Origin of the sequence: Caballeronia sp. GAWG2-1 (genome assembly GCF_023631405.1) — a bacterium.
GTDB lineage: Bacteria > Pseudomonadota > Gammaproteobacteria > Burkholderiales > Burkholderiaceae > Caballeronia.
The window spans coordinates 265,306-284,270 of the sequence record NZ_JALQDD010000031.1 but is presented as its reverse complement, the minus strand read 5'-3'; the positions used below and the strand labels follow the sequence as shown (position 1 = coordinate 284,270).

Here is an 18,965-nt window from a genome sequence, read left to right as displayed (position 1 = left end):
GCTTCATCCTATTTATCATGATAAATAGAACGAATCCGATGCTAGGTACAATAAATTCGGGTGTCAATAAGGCAATATTCCGGGGTGTGTAAAGGAGCATCGATATGGTGATGGACCGTGCTAAGCGCGCCAGCGCGGCGGCCGGAGTCGACCCGACTCAACAGGAAGTCTCAAGGCAGCCGCTTGCCAAGCCCATCAAGCAGCCCAAGCGCGCAGACCTCGTCGCTGAGGAAATCAAACGGCTCATTACGGAAAAAGATCTCAAGCCGGGCGACAAGCTGCCGCGCGAAGTCGAGTTGCAGCAGTTGTTTTCCGTTAGCAAGAGCACGATTCGCGAAGCGCTCAAGTCTCTGGAAGTGCAAGGGCTTATCAAGGTCACGACCGGTCCTTCGGGCGGCGGCACCATCGTTGAAGTGCCGCTAGATAGAACCCTTCAGCTCTTGCAAAATTATTTGTTTTTTAAGGACGTAAGCATCGACGACATCTATACGGTGCGTCAGTTACTCGAACCCGAACTTGCTGCAGGGGCAGTGCCGCATTTGACGGAAGAGGATTTGGCCGCGCTCGAAGAAAATATAGCGAGTTGCGACGAACCCGCTTGCGCGCACGAGAGCCGGGATATTGTCAGGCAACGTCAGGAAGACGTGAATTTCCACGACATTCTCGCTGCGGCCAATCCCAATCCGTTCTTGCGGTTTAGCTGCGAGCTGATCAACGAGATGATCCGGCAACTGATCGAATTTCGAAACGATACACCGCAAGCGGAGCACGAACGTTTCGGCCGTGCAAACGTCAAGATTCACAAGGCCATCACCGAAGCAGCACGTGCGCGCGACGCTGAAAAAGTACGCGAACTGATGGTGATACACATGACGGAAGCGCCGCGCTACGTCAAACGCATGAAGGGCAAAATTCGCGGCAGGCTCATACTCGATTCAGAGATTCGCAAGCGCGTTATTAAGCGCGGCGGTAAAGCTTAAGCGAATTTCTTCTTCCGATTACAATCCTGTTGACGAGCGCGCCGCTCTCCAAGCGCGCATTTGAACCCTGTTTTTGTGGGGTTTTCGAAAGTTTCACGCTTGCAGCGTCGTGCTAATGGCGTCGCCTGAGCGAAGCGTGTCTCACGCGGAGAGATGAATGTCCCCGAGATTCGACGTCGTGCGCAAAACGGGCCGTGTGGTCCGGCGTCGGCTAGTCCGACGCAATAGCACCGCCACGATGCGCGTGGCAGATGCCTTCTCGCGCTTTCCCTTGCTTGCCGGCCTAATCGGCACGGCTATCGCTATTTCCATGGCGGTGCTTTCCTTTGCCGCGCTTTGGCAAGGCCGTGCGCAGGCGTTGCAGAACGCACATGAGGCGTCCGCCAATGTTGTTGCGACGCTCACTGCCGATATTTCACGCAATATCGAATCCATCGATCTTTCGTTGCGCACCATCGTAAGTGGAATGGAAAATCCGGCCGTGATGGCCTTGTCCGACGACTTGCGCAAGCTCGTCCTATTCGATGGCGCAACCGCAACGAATTACATAGGCGGCGCATTCGTGATGGACGGGCAAGGACGTATCGTAGTCGAGCGCGATGCATCCGTTCCTAACGAATTGCGCTTTAAAGACCGCGACTATTTCACGGCGCACGCAGCAAGAGCCGACGTCGGGCTCTATATTTCAAAGCCGTATCAATCGCGCTTGCGCAACGGCGCATATTCGCTCGCGCTAAGCCGCCGCATTAACGCACCGGATGGCTCGTTTGCGGGCGTGGCGGTGATCGCGCTCAATATCGACTATCTCAAGGCATTACTCTCGCGCGTCAATGTCGGCCGAGCGGGCTCCGTTTTCCTCGTGCAGCCAGACGGCCTGATGCTTGCCCGCAAGCCTCCCTTGCCCGCTGGCGCCTCCAGCACCGTGGTTCGCTCGCCTACCTTTTCGTCGATGACGGATCAACTCAACGGCTCTTATATTTCGACTTCGCCCCTGGACGGCGTGCGCCGCATCTATACCTTTGCGCATGTGCCGGGCACGCAACTCATCGCAGCGGTCGCGCCTGCGGAAGATGATGTACTTCAAGGCTGGCGCGAACGCAGCACGATGATCGGCGGCCTGACTCTCATGTTCGGCGCTGGCTTCATCGTTCTGTCGTGGCTGCTTGCAATCTCGCTGCGTTCGCGCGCCATCGCTCAGGAAAAGTTGCAAAGGCTCGCAGGGACCGATTCACTCACCGGTCTCGCTAACCGGCGTGCGTTGGATCGCCGTCTCGACGAGGAATGGCGACGTGCGCGGCGCGCGGATCAGCCGCTTTCCGCATTGTTCGTCGATGTCGACCACTTCAAGCTCTACAACGACACCTACGGTCATGCGATGGGCGACGATGCGCTCGTCGCCGTGGCCGATTGCATACAGCATTCAGTCAAGCGACCGGGCGATATCGTCGCGCGCTACGGCGGTGAGGAATTCGTGATCGTGCTGCCTTCAGCGGCGGAGGAAGGCGCAGTGACTTTTGCTGAACGTCTTCGGATGATGGTCGAAGCGCTCGAGATTCCGAACAGCGGTTCGCCGAGAGGCTTCCTTACCGTGAGCATTGGCTGCGCGACGGCCCATCCGCGTCATAGCGATGACGCGCTCAAGTTGCTGAACAACGCGGATGCGGCGCTCTACCGTGCGAAACGCGCAGGCCGGAACCGGGCTGTCCACGAAAATAGCGCAGCGGGCGGCGGCTGACGCGCTCGAATCCTCTCTCGAGATCAATCGACCAGTCGCGCTCCATTGGCATAATGCATACAAAATATCGTCGTCCAGGGACCGCATGAACGCGTTGACCTTCATCCGTCGCGGACCTCGCGGCATGTTCAGCGTCCCCGAGGGGCGCCGGCTTGCACGTACGCTCCTGGGCTGCGCGATTAGTTACGGCGCCGCAAAACTGATCGCGCTTCCCGAAGGTTATTGGGCGCTCATCACCACGCTCGTCGTGGTCACTCAGCCCAGCCTCACGCAGGCGCTGGGAGCCGCGCGCGATCAGATCGTCGGCGCTTGCATCGGCGCGGTGGCGGGGGTGATCGGGCTCATCGCCATCGAGCATGGCGCCGCGCCGCTCGCCGTATTCGCGATCGAACTCGTGCCGCTCGCCGCGCTTGCTGCGGCGCGGCCCGCGTTGCGGCTTGCATGCATCACGCTTGTCATTGTCGTGCTGATTCCGACAGGCGGCGGGCCCTTGTTTCAGCGGCCGCTGCATCGCGTGCTGGAGATTCTCATCGGCGCGGCGTCCGCGTTCATCGTCGCGGCTATCTTGCCGAACCGCTCGCTTACGACCGCGCATCGCTGCGTGGCCGACACGCTGAGGTGTCTTGGCCAGTTAGTCGCCTTGCATCTCTCCGACGACGCAGACGACCATGAAGCCCGAGCGGCGCAGCTCGAAAAGAAGAGCGCTCAGGCGCAGCAAGCGCTCGACGATGCCCTCGAGGAAGCGGAGCGCGAGCACATCATCGTGCCCCTGCAAAGCCGCCGCGCGGATGCCATCGACAAGGCCGCGCCCTTTCTGCGGCGACTGCACAGCGACACCCTCTTTCTCGCCAAGGCAGTCTCGCGTGACCCGCAAGCGGCACGAAGCGATCATCTGCAAGAAAGCGCTGCCGCGCTGCAGACCCTCTTCGACAAGCTCGCGCAAGTGCTCGGCAACGTGCATCGGGATGACGCCGAACTCGACCACGTGCGTGCAACGTTGGAGTCGCTGAAGGACGCGTGCATGAGAAGCGAAGGCTCGCACGATGTCGCGCAGTTCGTCATCAAGCTGATCGTGTCGGATGTCGATGCGTTGATCTCGGCCATCTATCCCGCCGCGCCGTCCGCGCCGGCTTAGCGCGAAAGACCGCGGGCATCCACCGGCCACAGGTCGACGACGCGATTACCGCGATAGCACACGTATTGATCGTAGAGGTTCACCGTGGGATCGCAATGGCCGGGCGGCAGAAGCAGACGCGCGCCGATAGCACCGCTCATGTTCATAGTCGTGCCGGCTTCCAGCATGCCGTGCTCGTCGTTGGCCGATGTGTATGCCAAAGCGGGTGCATCGTCCGATGCATGCAACCAACGCACGCTGCGCGGTAAGCCGGAATCGACCGCCAGCCCCTTCAGGCCGACATCGCAGACAGCCATGCCGGGCCGCGTCGCGCTCATGATGGTCGACAAAATGAATAATGCATGCCGCCAGCGAAGTGCGCCGTCCCAAGCGAGGCGCCCATAATCTCCGTCGATGAAGAGGTAGGAACCGGGCTGCACTTCGGTATAGACGCCGCTGGCCGCGTCGAACTCGACTGTACCGGTGCCTCCGCCGGTCACGATGCCGCATGCGATTCCGCGCGCTTCGATGGCATGAACATAGGCTGCCGTGCGCTCGGCGGCGCGCTGCGCTTCTTCCTTGCGGGCGCTCCACTGCACAATGTGCTGAGCGCCGCCGTGGTATGCCTGAATGCCAGTGAAGCACAGCGCGGCTTGCGCATGAATCGCGTCGATGAGCGCGAGAAGGGCATCTTCATTGGTGACGCCGCACCGATGCTGGCCTGCATCGACTTCCGGCAGCACGTCGATCTCGACGCCCGCGCGTGCGGCGGCATCGCCGAGCGCTGCGACTTGCGGCAACGCGTCGACGCAAACGGAAAGCCGTACATGCGCGGCGAGTTCCACTGCCATCGCCAGTTTATCGGCGCCCACGAATTCGTTGCTGATATGAATGCTTCGAACGCCCGCCGCCGCGAAGGGATAAGCCTCGGAGAGCTTCTGGCAGCATACGCCAACGGCACCCGCCTCGATCTGCTTGCGGGCAATGACGCTCGATTTATGCGCCTTCGCATGCGGTCGGAGCGCGACACCCTTCTGTTTCGCAAACGCCGCCATGGCGGCGAGATTGACGTCGAAAGCATTCAGGTCGAGAAGCAACGACGGCGTGGCAACGGCGTCGAGTGTATCGCCCGGACGGGCAGCGGGAGGAGGAGCGAACGTCATGCGGTGATCGGTCGGATTGGTAGACAAAATGCATGATAGCGCCCGACGGTGCTTTGCATATTGCATGCAAGCAGTACACACCCACCTTCTGCCGCTTCGAAACATGCAAACGCGAAACCCGGCCACCGTGAATGCGCACGGCACCAGGTTTCACTTACAAGGTCGGCCCGGCGCGCTCAAACGTACTTTCGCGCCGGTGTTGTGCCCGGCTTCTCCTCGTCGACTTCGAGCGCTCGGTCCGGACGCATCGTGAACGAGAGGATGATGCCCGCCGCCATCAGAATCATCGACACGGTGAACGGCAGATTCCAGTTGCCGGTGCGGTCGATCAGCCAGCCGCCCACCACTGGACTGATGATCGCCGCGAGCGCCGAACCTGAATTCATAATGCCGGATGCAGTTCCCGAGTGCTTCGGCGCGATGTCCATCGGCACGGACCACATTGGACCGATAGTCATCTCATTGAAGAAGAAGCCGGCCGAGAGGCAGACCGCGGCAAGCGTGATCGAGATGTCGGACACGAGCATGATCGGCGCAAGCGAAAGAAGCGTGAGCAGCATGCAGACGCCGACCATCACGTTACGAGCCATGCGCACGTTGCCGCTCTTGCGAAGGATACGGTCCGTGAGAGAGCCGCCGAGCCAGTCGCCCAGCACGCCCGCGAAGAACACGCCTGACGCGAATAGCGCCGACTTGCCGAGTTGCATGTGATAGCTGTGCAGGAAGTATTGCGGAATCCAGCCAAGGAAGAGCCAGAGCACCCAGCCATAGCAAAAGTAGACGGCGGTCACGGGTGCCATGCGGCCGAGCAGAATGCGCCACGGCACCGGCGAGCGCTGTTTCACGCCGGAATAGCTCGAAAGCGTCGCACACTCCCCTTCGGTGATACGCGGATGATCGCGTGGATTATCGCGGAAGTAGAAGACCCACACGAGCGCCCAGATGAAGCTGATGATCCCCGTGATGATGAACGCGCCGCGCCAGCTGGTCGCGACCATGAGCCACACGATCAACGGCGGCGCGACTGCATTACCAATGCGTGATGCTGCATGCGTAATACCTTGTGCAAACCCGCGCTGATCGGCCGGCATCCAGTTGGACATGGCACGCGTTGCGGTGGGAAAGGTCGCGCCTTCGCCGAGGCCGAGCAGCACGCGCGCGACGATCAGCGAAAGAAAGCCGCCGGACAAGCCGGTGAGCACCGTCGCTCCCGCCCAGATGATCGCGCAGAGCGTGAGCGTGCGGCGCGGACCGAAGCGGTCGCCCACCCATCCGCCGATGATCTGAAACACGAGATACGGATAGGCGAATGCCGAAAACACGAAGCCTACCTGCGTGTGCGACAAGCCCAGTTCGGCGCCGAACTGGCTTGCCGCGGTGCTTACATTGACACGGTCGATATAGGTGATGAAATACATCGCGCAAAGCAGCAACAGCACGCGTGTGGTGGCTCGACGGAACATCATCGTCTCCTTGAGTAGTGGCGAGCGTGTCCGAGGCGTGTGGCGTGATGCCAGATGCCCGTGAACGTGGCCTGCAAATCTGATCTCGGTACGTCTATGAACTGCTTCGATCGATGGCGAACGGATATGCCATGAGCGTGTTATTCCGTGCGGTCATGGAACCGTCGGATGCGTGGCTTGCGCGGCGTTGTCATTGCGTGTCTCCTTTCGCGGGTCGTCGATGGCCCGCTGTCATGTTGTCGATGGTTCAACTCATATGTACGTCGTTTTGCGGGCTCAGGCGACCTCATGCAAGCGCATTGGCAAGCACCCGCGCCACGTGCAACGCTTCGGTCTGTGCACCATCCGCGATCTGATGACGGCAGCTCGTGCCATCCGCGACGATCACGGCATCGCGTGCATCTCTTGCCTTGCGTACCGCCGGCAGCAGCGACAGTTCCGCCATCGCCTGCGAAGCTTCGTAATGCTCCGCTTCGTAACCGAAGCTGCCCGCCATGCCGCAGCATGACGATTCGATCGTCTTCACTTCCAGACCGGGAATCCACTTGAGCACGGTTTCGACCGGACGCACGGCATCGAATGCCTTTTGATGGCAATGGCCATGCAGCAACGCGCGACTGTGATCTAGCGGCTTGAGGTCGATATCGAGTCGTCCCGCAACGCGCTCGCGAACCAAAAATTCCTCGAAGAGAAAGGATGCCTCCGCGAGCTTGCGCGCGGCATCGCCGTAGCCGTAGCCGAGGAACTCGTCGCGCAGCGACAGAAGACACGAAGGCTCGAGGCCGACAATTGCCACGCCGCGTTCGACATATGGCAGAAGCGTATCGAGCGTGCGCCGTGCTTCAGTCTTGGCTTCGTCGACGAGCCCGGCGGAAAGAAACGTCCGTCCGCAACACAACGGCCGTTCTCCCGCTTTCGTATTGAGATGAACCGTGTAGCCCGCCGCCTCGAGCACGCGCTGTGCGGCACGCGCATTGGCCGGCTCCATGTAGTTGTTGAAGGTATCGACGAAGAGCAGGACCTCCTTAGTTGCATTTGCAACTATTGTCGTCGACGCATCCGACAGAAAGGCTTTTTCAAAACGGGGAAATGCGCGTTGCGGCGCCAGGCCGAGTTTCGTCTTTAGCCAGTGCGCCAAGACTGGCATACGCGCTTCGATAGCGCCGCTCATGAACGGCCAGCGGCTCGCATAGGGCGCATAACGCGGCAGATAAGCGACAAGACGTTCACGCACGCTCACACCGTGACGTGCGGTGCGCGCAGCACGCGCTTCGATCTTGATGCGCGCCATATCGACGCCTGTCGGACAATCGCGTTTGCAGCCCTTGCACGACACGCACAGATCGAGCACGTCCTTCACGTCCTGACTCGCAAGACCCTCTTCACCCAATTGTCCCGAGAGCGCGAGACGCAAAGTGTTGGCACGTCCACGCGTGACATGTTGCTCGTCTTTCGTAATGCGATAGCTCGGGCACATGGTTCCCGCATCGAACTTGCGGCAATGGCCATTGTTGTTGCACATCTCGACTGCCTTGGCCAATCCGTTCGAAAGATCATTGCCAGAGCCCGGCGCACCTTCCAGGCCTGTCAACGGATCACGCGTCACGTTCCAAGCCGACCAGTCGAGTTGCGGATCGAATGCACGTTCACGATACGACGGCGGAAAGCGGAAATTCACCGTATCGTCCATTTTCGGGGGCGCCACGATTCGGTCCGGGCTCAGGCGATTGTCCCGATCGAAGAGCTGCTTGATCTCGCGAAACGCCTCGTTGATGCGCGGCCCATATTGCCACGCAACCCATTCACCACGGCATAGTCCATCGCCGTGCTCGCCCGAGAATGCGCCTTTGTATTCGCGCACCATCGCAGCGGCTTCTTCGGCGATAGCTCGCATCTTTGATCCGCCATCGCGACGCATATCGAGGATCGGACGCACATGCAACGTGCCGACGCTCGCGTGGGCATACCAAGTGCCTTCGGTGCCATGCTTTCTGAAGACATCGGTAAGACGGCTCGTGTATTGCGCCAGATGTTCGAGCGGCACCGCGCAGTCTTCGATAAAGGACACGGGCTTGCCATCGCCCTTCATGCTCATCATGATGTTGAGGCCGGCCTTACGCACTTCCCACAGCGCTTTCTGCGGGCCGGCGTCGGGCATCTGCACGACCGAATCGGGCAGGCCGAGATCGCTCATCAGATCGACAAGGCTTGCAAGCTTCGTCACTTGTTCAGCGCGATCGGCGCCCGCGAACTCGACCAGCAAGACTGCTTCCGGCTCACCCACCAGCGCCTTTTCGATGACAGGGCGAAACGCCTGATTCGACATTGCTAGATCGATCATGGTGCGATCCACCAGTTCCACGGCAACAGGTCCGAGCTTGACGATGTGTTGCGTCATCTCCATTGCATCGTAGAAGCTCGAAAAGTTCACCACGCCAAGCGTCTTGTGCTCGGGCAAAGGCGCGAGCTTCAACGTAAGTTGCCGGCTAAAGGCAAGCGTGCCTTCCGATCCCACCAGCAGGTTCGCCAGATTCGGCTCGCCGTCTTCGCTGAAGGGCAACGGGCTTTGGCAATCGAACAGATCGAGGTTATAACCAGCCACGCGGCGCAGAACCTTGGGTATGCGTTCACGCATTTCATCGCGTTCGCGCAATGCAACGTCGCGCACGCTTTCTACGAGCTCACGCATGCGGGCATCGAGCTTCATTGCCGAGAGCTTACCGAAGCTGCCCTCGTATCCGTCAGCAAGAATCGCGTCGATGGCGAGCACGTTATGCACCATGATGCCGTATGCCATGGAGCGCGAACCGCACGAGTTATTGCCCGCCATGCCACCGATCGTGCATTGCGCGCTCGTCGAGACATCGACAGGAAACCACAAGCCATGCGGCTTGAGCCATGCATTTAAGTGATCGAGCACGACGCCCGGCTCGACTGTCACCGTTCGAGCGTCCTTGTCGAAGTGCACGATGTTGTTGAGCCACTTGCTCGTGTCGATGACGAGCGCCTCGCCTATCGTCTGACCGCACTGACTCGTCCCGGCGCCGCGCGCGAGCACGCTTGCCTTTGCCTCGCGCGCGATCTCCAAAGCAAGCCGCAAGTCTTCCTGATCCCTCGGCACGACCACACCTCGCGGCATGATCTGATAGATCGACGCGTCGGTTGCATAGCGTCCACGCGACGCGCGATCGAACAACACATCACCCTTCAGCTCGCGTTGCAGACGCATCTGCAAAGGGGTCGGCGCCGCTGCGCGACCGGCGCGCGCCGACGCTGGCATCAGATGGATCGGCTTGACGAGTCGGTCTGTGGGTGTATTGAGCATCGTCGCTATCGGTTAGTGCGGGAGGCCTGCTTGGGCTTTTGCATGCTGAATGCTTTATGCCGGCACACCGCATGCATTATTCGAAATGCAATTCGACGGTAGGCAGGCCGTCGATCGAGCCCACGGCGTGGCCCGCCCCATCCGGGAAGGCAAGTCCGGTGTAAGAGCCCGCCGTGATCACCGTGCCCGCGGCGAACGCGACGCCATGCGAGACCGCGTGATTGACCGTCCACGCAAGCAGACGACGCGGATCGCCCGCCGGGTTCGCCGGTGGGCCTTCGAACAGCGGCTTGCCGTCGAATTCGAAGCTCATCGCCGGGGCGACGAACGGGAACGCTTCGTCGTAAGGCACGCCCGCGCCGACGAGTAGCGCGCCGTGATTCTGCAGATCCGCGAGTTGCCACGGCTTCTCGACGTCGGGCCACGCAGCGAAGCGACTCGCCACCACTTCGATCGCCGCATGCACGGAACCGATCGCGTCGATGATGTCGGTATCGCTATACGGTCCGCTGCCTGCCTCGAATGCGCGATTGAATACAAAAGCCACTTCGAGTTCGAGCCCTGCTCGTCCGAAAGCCGACATCGATAGCCGCGCGCCCGAGGCATGCACGCCATCGGCCGGGAGCAACGCAGCCTGGATCGGACCATCGGGCGTCTTCGCGCCGACCTTCCACCCGCCGACGCTCGCGCCGAGTGCATGCAAAGTCGCCTTTTGCGCGGCGTAGGCTTCTTCCGCGTTCGATGGCCGCGCGTCTTCCGGCAATGCTTCGAGCTTCGCGCGATGCGCACGCGCTTCCACGAAGAGCCGCGCGAGCGCGTCGGCGTCGAAGGCCGCGCTCATGCCGCCGCCTTGAGTTCGGGTTTCGCGACATGGCTCGTCAGATAGTCCATCGCCGCAGCCACGCCGCTCCCTTCGAGTTTGATGCCCGCGAGCTTCAGTCCCATCTCGCAGCCGGTGAGCGCGGCCATCAACGTGAGATCGTTGCAATCGCCCAGATGCCCGATGCGGAACATGCGGCCCTTCACCTTGCCGAGACCCGTGCCCAGCGACATATCGAAGTGCTCGTAGATGAGCTTGCGTACCGCATCCGCATCGACACCTTCGGGCGTCATCACACCGGTCAGCACCGGCGAATACACGGACGAATCCGCGCACTGGATTTCGAGCCCCCACGCGGTGACTGCCGCGCGACAGGCGGCCGCGAGCCGCTGATGGCGCGCGAACACGTTGTCGAGCCCTTCGCCGAGAATCATGTCGAGCGCTTCGGACAGGCCGTACAGCAGGTTGGTGTTCGGCGTGTAGGGCCAGTAGCCCTGTTTGTTCATTTCGATGATCTCTTTCCAGTCCCAGAAAGCACGCGGCAGCTTTGCCTCTTTCGATGCCTCGATCGCCTTCTGCGACACCGCGTTGAAGCTGATTCCCGGCGGCAGCATCAAGCCCTTCTGCGAGCCGGACACGGTCACGTCCACGCCCCATTCGTCATGACGATAGTCGGCGGATGCGATACCGGAGATCGTGTCGACCATCAGAAGCGCCGGGTGGCCAGCCGCGTCGATGGCGCGCCGCACCGCCGCGATGTCCGAGGTCACGCCCGTGGACGTCTCGTTGTGAACGACGCATACCGCCTTGATCGTGCGCTGCTTGTCTTCGGCAAGGCGCGCTTCGATCATGTCGGCCTGCACGCCGCGGCGCCAGCCCTCGATGCCGGGCAAGCCCAGAAACTCCGGCTTCAGTCCGAGGTTGACCGCCATCTTTTGCCATAGGGTCGCGAAGTGGCCGGTTTCGTACATGAGGACCGTGTCGCCGGGGCTGAGCGTATTGGCGAGCGCCGCTTCCCATGCACCGGTGCCGGAAGCCGGATAAATCACCACCGGCTGGCTCGTCTTAAAGATTTTCTTGATGCCATCGAGCACCTTCAGGCCGAGTGCACCGAACTCCGGCCCGCGATGGTCGATGGTCGGATAACTCATCGCACGCAAAATGCGATCGGGCACCGGGCTGGGTCCCGGAATCTGCAGGAAGTGACGGCCAGCGGGGTGGTAATCGAGTTTCAGCATGGATGCGCATCCTCTTAAATTGAATTTTGCATGCAAAATACTGTAGCGCAGCGATGCGGCCGCGGAAAGGCTTAAATAGGCCAAATGGCCTAGGGATAACCCGCTGGACGTTTTTTTCGGCGAGCTAGGGTTAAAATTGCCGCAAACGAATTCGAGGTATTGAATGCAAAATCGCGACTTGCCCGACGCCAGTCTTTCGCCGCTCCTACAGAAGGTCGAGCGCATGCGTTTGCACGACACGGTGGTGGATCACTTGCGTGAATTCATCGTGGAAGGCCTGCTTGCGCCGGGCGTGAAGCTAAACGAGCGCAAGCTTTGCGAGACGCTCGGCATTTCGCGCACGCCCTTGCGTGAAGCGCTGAAGGTGCTGGCCGCGGAAGGGTTGATCGAGATATCGCCGAACAGGGGTGCATCGGTCTCGCAGATGAGCGAACTCGAAATCCGCGAGATGTTCGAACTGATGAGCGGACTGGAGGCGTTCTCCGGCGAACTGGCTTGCGAGCGAATCACGCCGCAGGAGATCGCGGACATCAAGGCGCTTCACGCGGTCATGCTGGAATGCCGCGCGCGCAATGATTTGTCGGGCTATTACAGCCGGAATCAGGCTATTCACGACAAGATCAATGAAGCCGCGCGCAACACGGCGCTACGGCAAACCTACGTGTCGATCAACCGGCGCTTGCAGGCCATGCGCTTTCGATCGAACTTCCAGACGCCCAAGTGGGATAGCGCGATACGAGAGCATGAAGAGATGATCGAAGCGCTGGAAACGCGCGATGGCAGGCGCATGTCGACCATTCTTCGTCATCACCTGCTCGGCAAACGCGATGCCGTTCTCGCCGAGCGCACGCTGACCACGGTGAAGGCGCCGGTTGCCAGGAAGCGGACGCACACCGGCGACGCTGGCTGAAAACGCCATACTCAAGCGCATCGAACGCTGCGTTCCCCCGCGCACAGTTCGATCGGCCGAATCCTCGCAAGCTTCGCTACGATTCGCGCCAATGGCCGAAGAGCCTGACATCGGGGGACATGTTGAACACAATAAGAGGTACATGCCTGGCGCTTGGGGCGGCGCTCGTCGTTGGCGGCTTCACGCTCTATTACGACGATCAGGACGTGAGCGTCGCGCAAGCCGATACGGACCGCGCAACGGTCGATTGCCTCACGCAGCAGCTCACGCATGATGAGAAGGTCAGCATTGCCCGCCTGACCGTCGATCACGATAACGCGAACATGCGTCGCGTCTACACCGATGTTCTGTCGCGCTGCGTACTACGCGCCGATCAGTGGGACCGGCGCTCGCAACTCGTCGCGAGCGCGCGTCAAACTCTCGCCTACGATACCGAGTTCCGGCGCATGCTCAGCGAAAGCACGATGCGCATTGCACAGCGACCCTGACATCGCCTTCTCGAAGCACGACGTTGGTCGAACGACATAGGCCGCCAGGCGATGGAGTAACATCGGCAGCCATTGCGCGGCAATCGCATGCATCATTCGGCATTCAGAATGCAATCCACATCTCACGGCAATTCGACGACGATCGAGTTGCCCTTCAAGCGGCCCTTCGACTGGACTCGCCTGCTCGCCTTCATAGGCGGCCGGGCGGCGGCGGGCGTCGAGTCGGTGGAAGGCGGCGTTTATCGACGCGCGATCGAATGGCATGGCGATGAAGGCACCGTCGAAGTCAGGCCGCATGAGCGCAAACATCGCCTTGTCGTGACCGTCGACGGCGATGCGCAGCGGCATGCCGATGAACTTGCCGAACCGCTCGCTCGTATGTTCGATCTGCATGCCGATCCCCGCCGGATTGCAAGCGTGTTGTCACGCGACCCATTGTTGGCGCCGCTACTCGATGCCTCGCCGGGGCTACGCGTGCCGGGCGCATGGTCCGGGTTCGAGTTGGTGGTCAGAACCATCGTGGGCCAGCAAGTGAGCGTGAAAGGCGCTTCGACGATCATGGGACGAATCGTGCAGCGCGCGGGACGAATGATCGATGGGCATTCGCACGAGGCCACTGCCTGGCGGTTCCCGACGCCCGCCGAGCTTGCCGCCGCGGACCTGGATAAGATCGGCATGCCCACGAAACGTGTCGAAGCCGTGCAGCGGTTTGCGAATGCGGTGTCAACAGGCGCGTTGCCGCTCGACGAACCGGACGCTGATGCCGAGGCGTTGAAGCGCGATCTGCTGGCGCTGCCGGGTATCGGTCCGTGGACAGTCGGTTATGTCGCGATGCGCGCCCTGCGCGATCCAGACGCATGGCCCGATGCCGATCTCGTGTTGATGCAGGCCATCGCGCGCCGCAATCCGGCCCTGCTCAAGCCCGCGCAGCAACGAGCGCATATCGAGCGTTGGCGGCCTTGGCGCGCTTATGCCGCAGTACATCTGTGGAATGGAGTGGCGATGGAGACTGGGGCAGCGCGAGGCGGGTAGATTGAATATCAGACGAATGTAAGCGGTCGACCGCATGCAATGCCACCGGCCAAACGAAGCTCCACGGAACCCGAATTTCACCAAGCCACCAGACGCCATCAGGTTTGAACAAGATCGCATTCGGTCGATTGAATACCACGCAAATGCATACGGTCGACTGCATGCAAAAGTCGCGTGCGAGCCAGATTTCAAGAAACTGACCCGCCTTCGACCGAAAGGCCTAAGCCCCTGCCGCACCCCGTCTTCCCGCAGCAATCGCAAGCTCGATCGAAACCAGCAACCCCTCTTCATCGAAAGGCTTGCGCAGAAAACCCACCGCGCCACGCTGCATGGCTCGCTGAACCGTATCGTCGTCACCGTGCGCGGACATGAACACCACCGGAATGCCCCGATGCTCGGCGTTCAATCGACGTTGCACATCGAGCCCCTGCATCCCTCGCATTTTGATATCGAGCAGAACGCACATGGCATCGTCGACGGCCGACGATGCAAGGAACTCCTCGCCCGACGAGAACATCGCGGTCGCGTAGCCAACGGCCTTGAGCAAATTGCCGACGCCGCGTCTTACCGAGGCGTCGTCATCGACGATGCAGACAAAGCTCATGTATGCCAATGCTCCCGTGGCTCGCGTCGCGGCAGATTCATCGGGAAGCGGCCGATACCAACACGAGCCTGCCGCCGCGCGCCGCAGCACCTAGCGTTCGCATGCGCGGCTCAGTGCGTGCAGACGTCACGACGCTAGCATCGTCGGACTCGCCCGACTTGCGCAACGCATAGTCGCGCGTCGTCTCCAGCAGGAAATAGTCACGAGTCGTGCTGTCGAACGAAGTCATCAGAAGACACTTCGAGGCGAGGCCGACGATCGCCTCCATGACCTCGTTTCGCGATAACCATTCGCACGCGGCGACTGTACAAGCCTCATCCAGCGAAAAGCGGTCGGGGAATACGGCGAGCCGTCGCAGCACTACGCGTTCGGCCGCGCCGAGCAGTTTGTAGCTCCAGTCGAGCGAAGCGGCCAAGGTCTGCTGCCGAGGCGGCGCAGTCCTGCGCCCGCCCGTCAGCGACTGGAACCGATCATCGAGTTCCGCGGCCAGCCTGCGTATGCCGAACACAGCCGCCCGCGCCGCGGCGAGTTCGAGTGCCAACGGAATGCCGTCGAGCCGGCGGCAGATCGTCGCGAGCATGTCGAGACTGCCGCGGTCCCGTTCGACCGACACATTTAGCGCGCTCATCTGCGCGAGAAACATCCGCACCGAGGCGCTGGCGAGAATCGCTTGCGAGGTGGACTCGACATCGGGCATGTCGAGCGGCGCGACCCGGTAGCACTTTTCGTCGTGCGTGCGCAGTGGCTCACGGCTCGTCGCCAAAATTCGCAGCGCCGCGCATGCTTCCACGAGTTGTTGGGCGAGCGACGCGGCTGCCTCGATTACATGCTCGCAGTTGTCCAGCAACAGCAGTATCTTGCGGCTCTGAAGAACCGTGATGAGCGCTTTGATCGAACCATCGCTCATGGAACGGTCGATGCCAAGTGCTTCGGCGATGGTGTCCGCGACCATGCGCGCATCGTTCACGGCCGCGAGCGAGACGAAGCACACATCGATCTGTGCGTTAGCCGCAATCGAACGCGCCGCCGCGATGCCAAGCTGCGTCTTGCCAATACCGCCCGAGCCCAGCAACGTGACGAGATGCGCTTCCTGCAACGCACCGACGATCTCCGCAAGCGCGCTCTCGCGTCCGATCAAAGCCGCGCGACCATGCGGCAGGGCATCGAGATGCATCGCTTTCGGATCAATTGAATCGGCAGGCGCAGACACGTCGACCGCATTCGCGAGCCGATAACCTCGACCGGACACGGTATGGATAGCCTGACCGTCAGCGCCGAGGACACGCCTGAGCGTCGAAAGCTGCACATGGATGTTGTTCTCGCCGACCACCGATTTCGGCCACACGTGGCGCAGAATCTCATCCTTCGTGACCGTTTTGCCATTTGCGCGAATCAGCAATTCGAGGATGTCGAACGCGCGCGAACCGACCTCGAGCAGTCGCCCATCCAGACGCGCCTCGCGCATTTCCAGCGACACTACGATTCGACCGATCTTGATCATGCCGCACTCACGCCTGGTTGATTAACGGAACCGCCACGTTGCGCGCATGCGCAATCAGTCCTCGTACGGACGAGCATCCGCGGATACGAGACACACGAAGGCGCTCGCCTTCAGCACGCATTCCACCGAAGACAGCAGAAACAGCAGCGGCGACACGCGGAACTCGACCGGCAGCCCGAATGACATTGCCATCAGACCGATCGTGCAGAGCAACGCATAGACGATGCGCGCGACGCGGCTGCCAGTCAGCACGAACCCAGCGAGCGCCAGCCACAAGAGTTTGCCGACGATGCATGCAAGCGCATCGCGCGCCGAGAGACTGATCCATAACTCGAACGGCAACTCGACGAGCGCCCATAGACCGGTCGCGAGAATCAAGCGGCGCGTCCACGCCCCAAGCGCGATGCGGCCGCTCAAGAACGTATTGGCAGAACTGGCTCGTCGTGAGGAGACTGGATCGTCGAGATAGCGCATGACAGTGGTTCCTTGGCGGACTTCCGCGCGTAACGACGCGGCCTTTATCGAACAACACGCATTACCCGGCGACGTTCGTCTTCGTCTTCCAGCAGTACGGGGTATCGCCGACCATTCGCTTGAATACGGTCGTGAAGTGCGCCTGCGAGCGGAAGCCGCAACTCAGGGCGACATCGAGCATGTTTTGCTTCGACTCGCGCAGCAGGCGCTGCGCGTATTCTACGCGGCGGCGCAGGAGAAACTCGTGCGGCGGCATGCCCGTCGCGCGGCGAAACTGCGAGGCGAAATGCATGCGCGTGAGCCCTGTGCTGCTGGCGATATCCGCGAGGCCGATCGAATCGGCGAGATGGGCATCGATAAATTCGATCGCGCGATTGAGCCGCCACGCGGGCAAGGCGCTGGCCTCGCGCTTTTGCCGGTCGGCCAGCGTGAAGTGCCGTGCGACCAGGCGCGACACGATGGCGAAGCTGACGCTATCGGTGAACACCTTGCCCACCGCCGCGTCCTCCGATTGCGATACCGCGAGCGCCTGTCCGAGCCGTTCCAGCGCGGGGTCGCGCACGAGCTTGGGATCGTCGATACGAATATCGCCTGCATGCGGCCGCCCGAACATGTCCTCGAAGCATTCGCTCAAGACCTGTTGCCCGACGAAAAGATGCAGCACGTCGGCAGGCGACTCGAACACTGCGCTGCAGCGCACGTCGGGCGCCGTGATCTGCACGGCTCCGGCGGCGACGCGTCCGCGCACGAGCGTCTTGCCTGCATGAGAAAACGTGAGTGACGTGCACTTGAGACTCAGTGCAATGCAATGATGCGTCGCGCTCTCGACACTCGCGACTTCCACCGGCGACTTATCGTTGCAGGTCCATCGCGAGAGGAGAATGCCGCCGCGCGGACGGCTGCTGGCAGCGTCGTCGGGAGGTGTGCGCCATGCATGTTCCATTCCGATTCCGTTCGCCCGGCTCTTCTGCGCGACCTCGATTACGGGTTCGGGATACGACATCGACGAAATGGTCATGACCGGTCATCCAGTGAAGTTGTTTGAGCGACTTTGCATGGACTCCACGGTATCGCACGGCAATTCGTACAGCCAGTCGTACGTTGGGGTGGCTTGAATGACCGATGGTTGGTTCAGATCATACGGAGGTTTAGTCGGGTTTCGATGCGGCGCGGGCGGGTTGACTAGCGCGAGGTCTAACGCGGTGCGGTTGTTCAGACGGAGGTGGCAGGTGAGTTATACGTGGGTATAGGGTGTGAGCGGTTCGTCGTCGCGTGATTCAGTACGCACACTGCGCAATGCCAGTCGCCCTCGCCCAAGGCCAACCATCTCAAACCCCACCCCGCGCGCGCCTCACCGGCAATGCGACTCCCAACGCCTCCGCCTTCCTCACGAAATCAGCAAGGGAGCGCGCCCCCATCTTCCGCATGGCCTGCCCGCGATAGATTTTCACGGTGATCTCGCTCAGGCCCATCTCCGCCGCGATCTGCTTGTTCATGAGGCCCGAGGCGACGAATGCCATGACCTCACGCTCACGTGCCGTCAACGTGTCGTAGCAATGCCGCAAATCCGCTACCGAACGGTTCGTCGCGCGACGCTGCGCATCGTTGGTCAGCGCCTGTTCCACCGCATCGAGCATGTCCTGATCGCGGAACGGCTTGGCCAGGAAGTCCTGCGCGCCGGCCTTCATCGCCTTGACCGTCATCGCGATATCGCCATGCCCCGTCATGAAGATGATCGGCAGACTCAGTTCGCTCGATGCAATCTGCTCCTGCACCGCAAGTCCGCTTTGTCCCTTGAGACGCACGTCGAGGATCAGGCAACTCGGCACATCCGGCATGTCGAACGCCAGAAACTCCTGCGCGGAGCCGAAGGTTTCGACCTTGAGGCCCACCGAACGCAGGAGATTGCTGACGGCTTGGCGCATCGATTCGTCGTCGTCCACCACGTACACCATGGCGCTCGCGGTGTTGTTGCTGGCGGCAGCGCTCGCATCGCTGCGCGGATGACTGCTCATCACATCTCCCTTCGTGAGCGGACAGAAGAAGATGCAAAGGCGCGCGGCCTTTTACATCGCCGAAAGCGCGCTGGAAGGAGCGGTCGAAGTGACGCGCTCCAGG

General features: G+C 61.2%; 16 protein-coding genes. 6 read left to right on the top strand and 10 right to left on the bottom strand.

Annotation, left to right across the window (positions count from 1 at the left end):
- The first annotated feature begins 104 nt into the window (after positions 1-104).
- From NCR98_RS21565 to NCR98_RS21555, 3 genes are all read left to right on the top strand, one after another.
- Entirely contained in the window at positions 105-980 is an 876-nt protein-coding gene (locus tag NCR98_RS21565) for a FadR/GntR family transcriptional regulator (protein WP_250467937.1), read from the top strand.
- Positions 981-1,137: 157 nt separating this feature from the next.
- Entirely contained in the window at positions 1,138-2,715 is a 1,578-nt protein-coding gene (locus NCR98_RS21560) for a sensor domain-containing diguanylate cyclase (RefSeq protein WP_250527226.1), read from the top strand.
- A gap of 85 nt (positions 2,716-2,800) precedes the next feature.
- Positions 2,801-3,850: an FUSC family protein gene (locus NCR98_RS21555; protein ID WP_250493981.1), complete on the top strand. Its 1,050-nt coding sequence runs from the start codon at positions 2,801-2,803 to the stop codon at positions 3,848-3,850.
- Here the strand turns inward: NCR98_RS21555 and NCR98_RS21550 are convergent.
- The 5 genes from NCR98_RS21550 to NCR98_RS21530 all read right to left on the bottom strand — a co-directional run bounded on the left by NCR98_RS21550 (position 3,847) and on the right by NCR98_RS21530 (position 11,838).
- Positions 3,847-4,992 (bottom strand): DSD1 family PLP-dependent enzyme, encoded by a 1,146-nt coding sequence (locus NCR98_RS21550; RefSeq protein WP_250527225.1) that lies wholly within the window; start codon positions 4,990-4,992, stop codon positions 3,847-3,849. The genes NCR98_RS21555 and NCR98_RS21550 overlap by 4 nt on opposite strands.
- A gap of 176 nt (positions 4,993-5,168) precedes the next feature.
- The gene (locus tag NCR98_RS21545) at positions 5,169-6,458 is read right to left on the bottom strand and encodes an MFS transporter (protein ID WP_250510517.1); all 1,290 of its coding nucleotides are present in this window, start codon (positions 6,456-6,458) and stop codon (positions 5,169-5,171) included.
- Positions 6,459-6,741: 283 nt separating this feature from the next.
- The gene (locus NCR98_RS21540) at positions 6,742-9,780 is read right to left on the bottom strand and encodes an FAD-binding and (Fe-S)-binding domain-containing protein (protein WP_250527224.1); all 3,039 of its coding nucleotides are present in this window, start codon (positions 9,778-9,780) and stop codon (positions 6,742-6,744) included.
- A gap of 76 nt (positions 9,781-9,856) precedes the next feature.
- On the bottom strand, positions 9,857-10,621 hold the full coding sequence (locus tag NCR98_RS21535) for a 2-keto-4-pentenoate hydratase (RefSeq protein ID WP_244831259.1): 765 nt from the start codon (positions 10,619-10,621) through the stop codon (positions 9,857-9,859).
- Complete coding sequence (locus NCR98_RS21530) at positions 10,618-11,838, bottom strand: pyridoxal-phosphate-dependent aminotransferase family protein (protein ID WP_250527223.1); 1,221 nt, start codon at positions 11,836-11,838, stop codon at positions 10,618-10,620. The genes NCR98_RS21535 and NCR98_RS21530 overlap by 4 nt, the downstream gene beginning before the upstream one ends.
- Positions 11,839-12,001: 163 nt before the next feature.
- Here NCR98_RS21530 and NCR98_RS21525 point away from each other — a divergent pair, with 163 nt between their 5' ends.
- The 3 genes from NCR98_RS21525 (at position 12,002) to NCR98_RS21515 (ending at position 14,268) form a co-directional block, all read left to right on the top strand.
- The gene (locus NCR98_RS21525; RefSeq protein WP_244831257.1) at positions 12,002-12,748 is read left to right on the top strand and encodes a GntR family transcriptional regulator; all 747 of its coding nucleotides are present in this window, start codon (positions 12,002-12,004) and stop codon (positions 12,746-12,748) included.
- 119 nt (positions 12,749-12,867) lie between these two features.
- Positions 12,868-13,236 (top strand): hypothetical protein, encoded by a 369-nt coding sequence (locus NCR98_RS21520; protein WP_244831256.1) that lies wholly within the window; start codon positions 12,868-12,870, stop codon positions 13,234-13,236.
- A gap of 108 nt (positions 13,237-13,344) precedes the next feature.
- Positions 13,345-14,268, top strand: coding sequence for a DNA-3-methyladenine glycosylase family protein (locus NCR98_RS21515; RefSeq protein ID WP_250527222.1), 924 nt, complete (start codon positions 13,345-13,347; stop codon positions 14,266-14,268).
- A gap of 220 nt (positions 14,269-14,488) precedes the next feature.
- Here the strand turns inward: NCR98_RS21515 and NCR98_RS21510 are convergent, their stop codons facing one another.
- From NCR98_RS21510 to NCR98_RS21490, 5 genes are all read right to left on the bottom strand, one after another.
- Positions 14,489-14,872 (bottom strand): response regulator transcription factor, encoded by a 384-nt coding sequence (locus tag NCR98_RS21510; protein WP_244831254.1) that lies wholly within the window; start codon positions 14,870-14,872, stop codon positions 14,489-14,491.
- A gap of 37 nt (positions 14,873-14,909) precedes the next feature.
- A complete protein-coding gene (locus tag NCR98_RS21505; RefSeq protein WP_250527221.1) occupies positions 14,910-16,373 on the bottom strand; it encodes an ATP-binding protein in 1,464 nt (487 codons plus the stop codon).
- Between the two features lie 54 nt (positions 16,374-16,427).
- Positions 16,428-16,847, bottom strand: coding sequence for a hypothetical protein (locus NCR98_RS21500; RefSeq protein ID WP_250527220.1), 420 nt, complete (start codon positions 16,845-16,847; stop codon positions 16,428-16,430).
- Positions 16,848-16,908: 61 nt separating this feature from the next.
- Positions 16,909-17,865: a helix-turn-helix domain-containing protein gene (locus NCR98_RS21495; protein ID WP_250527219.1), complete on the bottom strand. Its 957-nt coding sequence runs from the start codon at positions 17,863-17,865 to the stop codon at positions 16,909-16,911.
- Between the two features lie 310 nt (positions 17,866-18,175).
- The gene (locus NCR98_RS21490) at positions 18,176-18,862 is read right to left on the bottom strand and encodes a response regulator transcription factor (RefSeq protein ID WP_250527218.1); all 687 of its coding nucleotides are present in this window, start codon (positions 18,860-18,862) and stop codon (positions 18,176-18,178) included.
- Between the last annotated feature and the right edge of the window lie 103 nt (positions 18,863-18,965).

What these genes read in the sequence shown, in the direction of transcription:
- NCR98_RS21565 (WP_250467937.1), top strand. Translation starts at nt 105, where the DNA reads ATGGTGATGGACCGTGCTAAGCGCGCCAGCGCGGCGGCCGGAGTCGAC.
- NCR98_RS21560 (WP_250527226.1), top strand. Translation starts at nt 1,138, where the DNA reads ATGTCCCCGAGATTCGACGTCGTGCGCAAAACGGGCCGTGTGGTCCGG.
- NCR98_RS21555 (WP_250493981.1), top strand. Translation starts at nt 2,801, where the DNA reads ATGAACGCGTTGACCTTCATCCGTCGCGGACCTCGCGGCATGTTCAGC.
- NCR98_RS21550 (WP_250527225.1), bottom strand. Translation starts at nt 4,992, where the DNA reads ATGACGTTCGCTCCTCCTCCCGCTGCCCGTCCGGGCGATACACTCGAC.
- NCR98_RS21545 (WP_250510517.1), bottom strand. Translation starts at nt 6,458, where the DNA reads ATGATGTTCCGTCGAGCCACCACACGCGTGCTGTTGCTGCTTTGCGCG.
- NCR98_RS21540 (WP_250527224.1), bottom strand. Translation starts at nt 9,780, where the DNA reads ATGCTCAATACACCCACAGACCGACTCGTCAAGCCGATCCATCTGATG.
- NCR98_RS21535 (WP_244831259.1), bottom strand. Translation starts at nt 10,621, where the DNA reads ATGAGCGCGGCCTTCGACGCCGACGCGCTCGCGCGGCTCTTCGTGGAA.
- NCR98_RS21530 (WP_250527223.1), bottom strand. Translation starts at nt 11,838, where the DNA reads ATGCTGAAACTCGATTACCACCCCGCTGGCCGTCACTTCCTGCAGATT.
- NCR98_RS21525 (WP_244831257.1), top strand. Translation starts at nt 12,002, where the DNA reads ATGCAAAATCGCGACTTGCCCGACGCCAGTCTTTCGCCGCTCCTACAG.
- NCR98_RS21520 (WP_244831256.1), top strand. Translation starts at nt 12,868, where the DNA reads ATGTTGAACACAATAAGAGGTACATGCCTGGCGCTTGGGGCGGCGCTC.
- NCR98_RS21515 (WP_250527222.1), top strand. Translation starts at nt 13,345, where the DNA reads ATGCAATCCACATCTCACGGCAATTCGACGACGATCGAGTTGCCCTTC.
- NCR98_RS21510 (WP_244831254.1), bottom strand. Translation starts at nt 14,872, where the DNA reads ATGAGCTTTGTCTGCATCGTCGATGACGACGCCTCGGTAAGACGCGGC.
- NCR98_RS21505 (WP_250527221.1), bottom strand. Translation starts at nt 16,373, where the DNA reads ATGATCAAGATCGGTCGAATCGTAGTGTCGCTGGAAATGCGCGAGGCG.
- NCR98_RS21500 (WP_250527220.1), bottom strand. Translation starts at nt 16,847, where the DNA reads ATGCGCTATCTCGACGATCCAGTCTCCTCACGACGAGCCAGTTCTGCC.
- NCR98_RS21495 (WP_250527219.1), bottom strand. Translation starts at nt 17,865, where the DNA reads ATGACCATTTCGTCGATGTCGTATCCCGAACCCGTAATCGAGGTCGCG.
- NCR98_RS21490 (WP_250527218.1), bottom strand. Translation starts at nt 18,862, where the DNA reads ATGAGCAGTCATCCGCGCAGCGATGCGAGCGCTGCCGCCAGCAACAAC.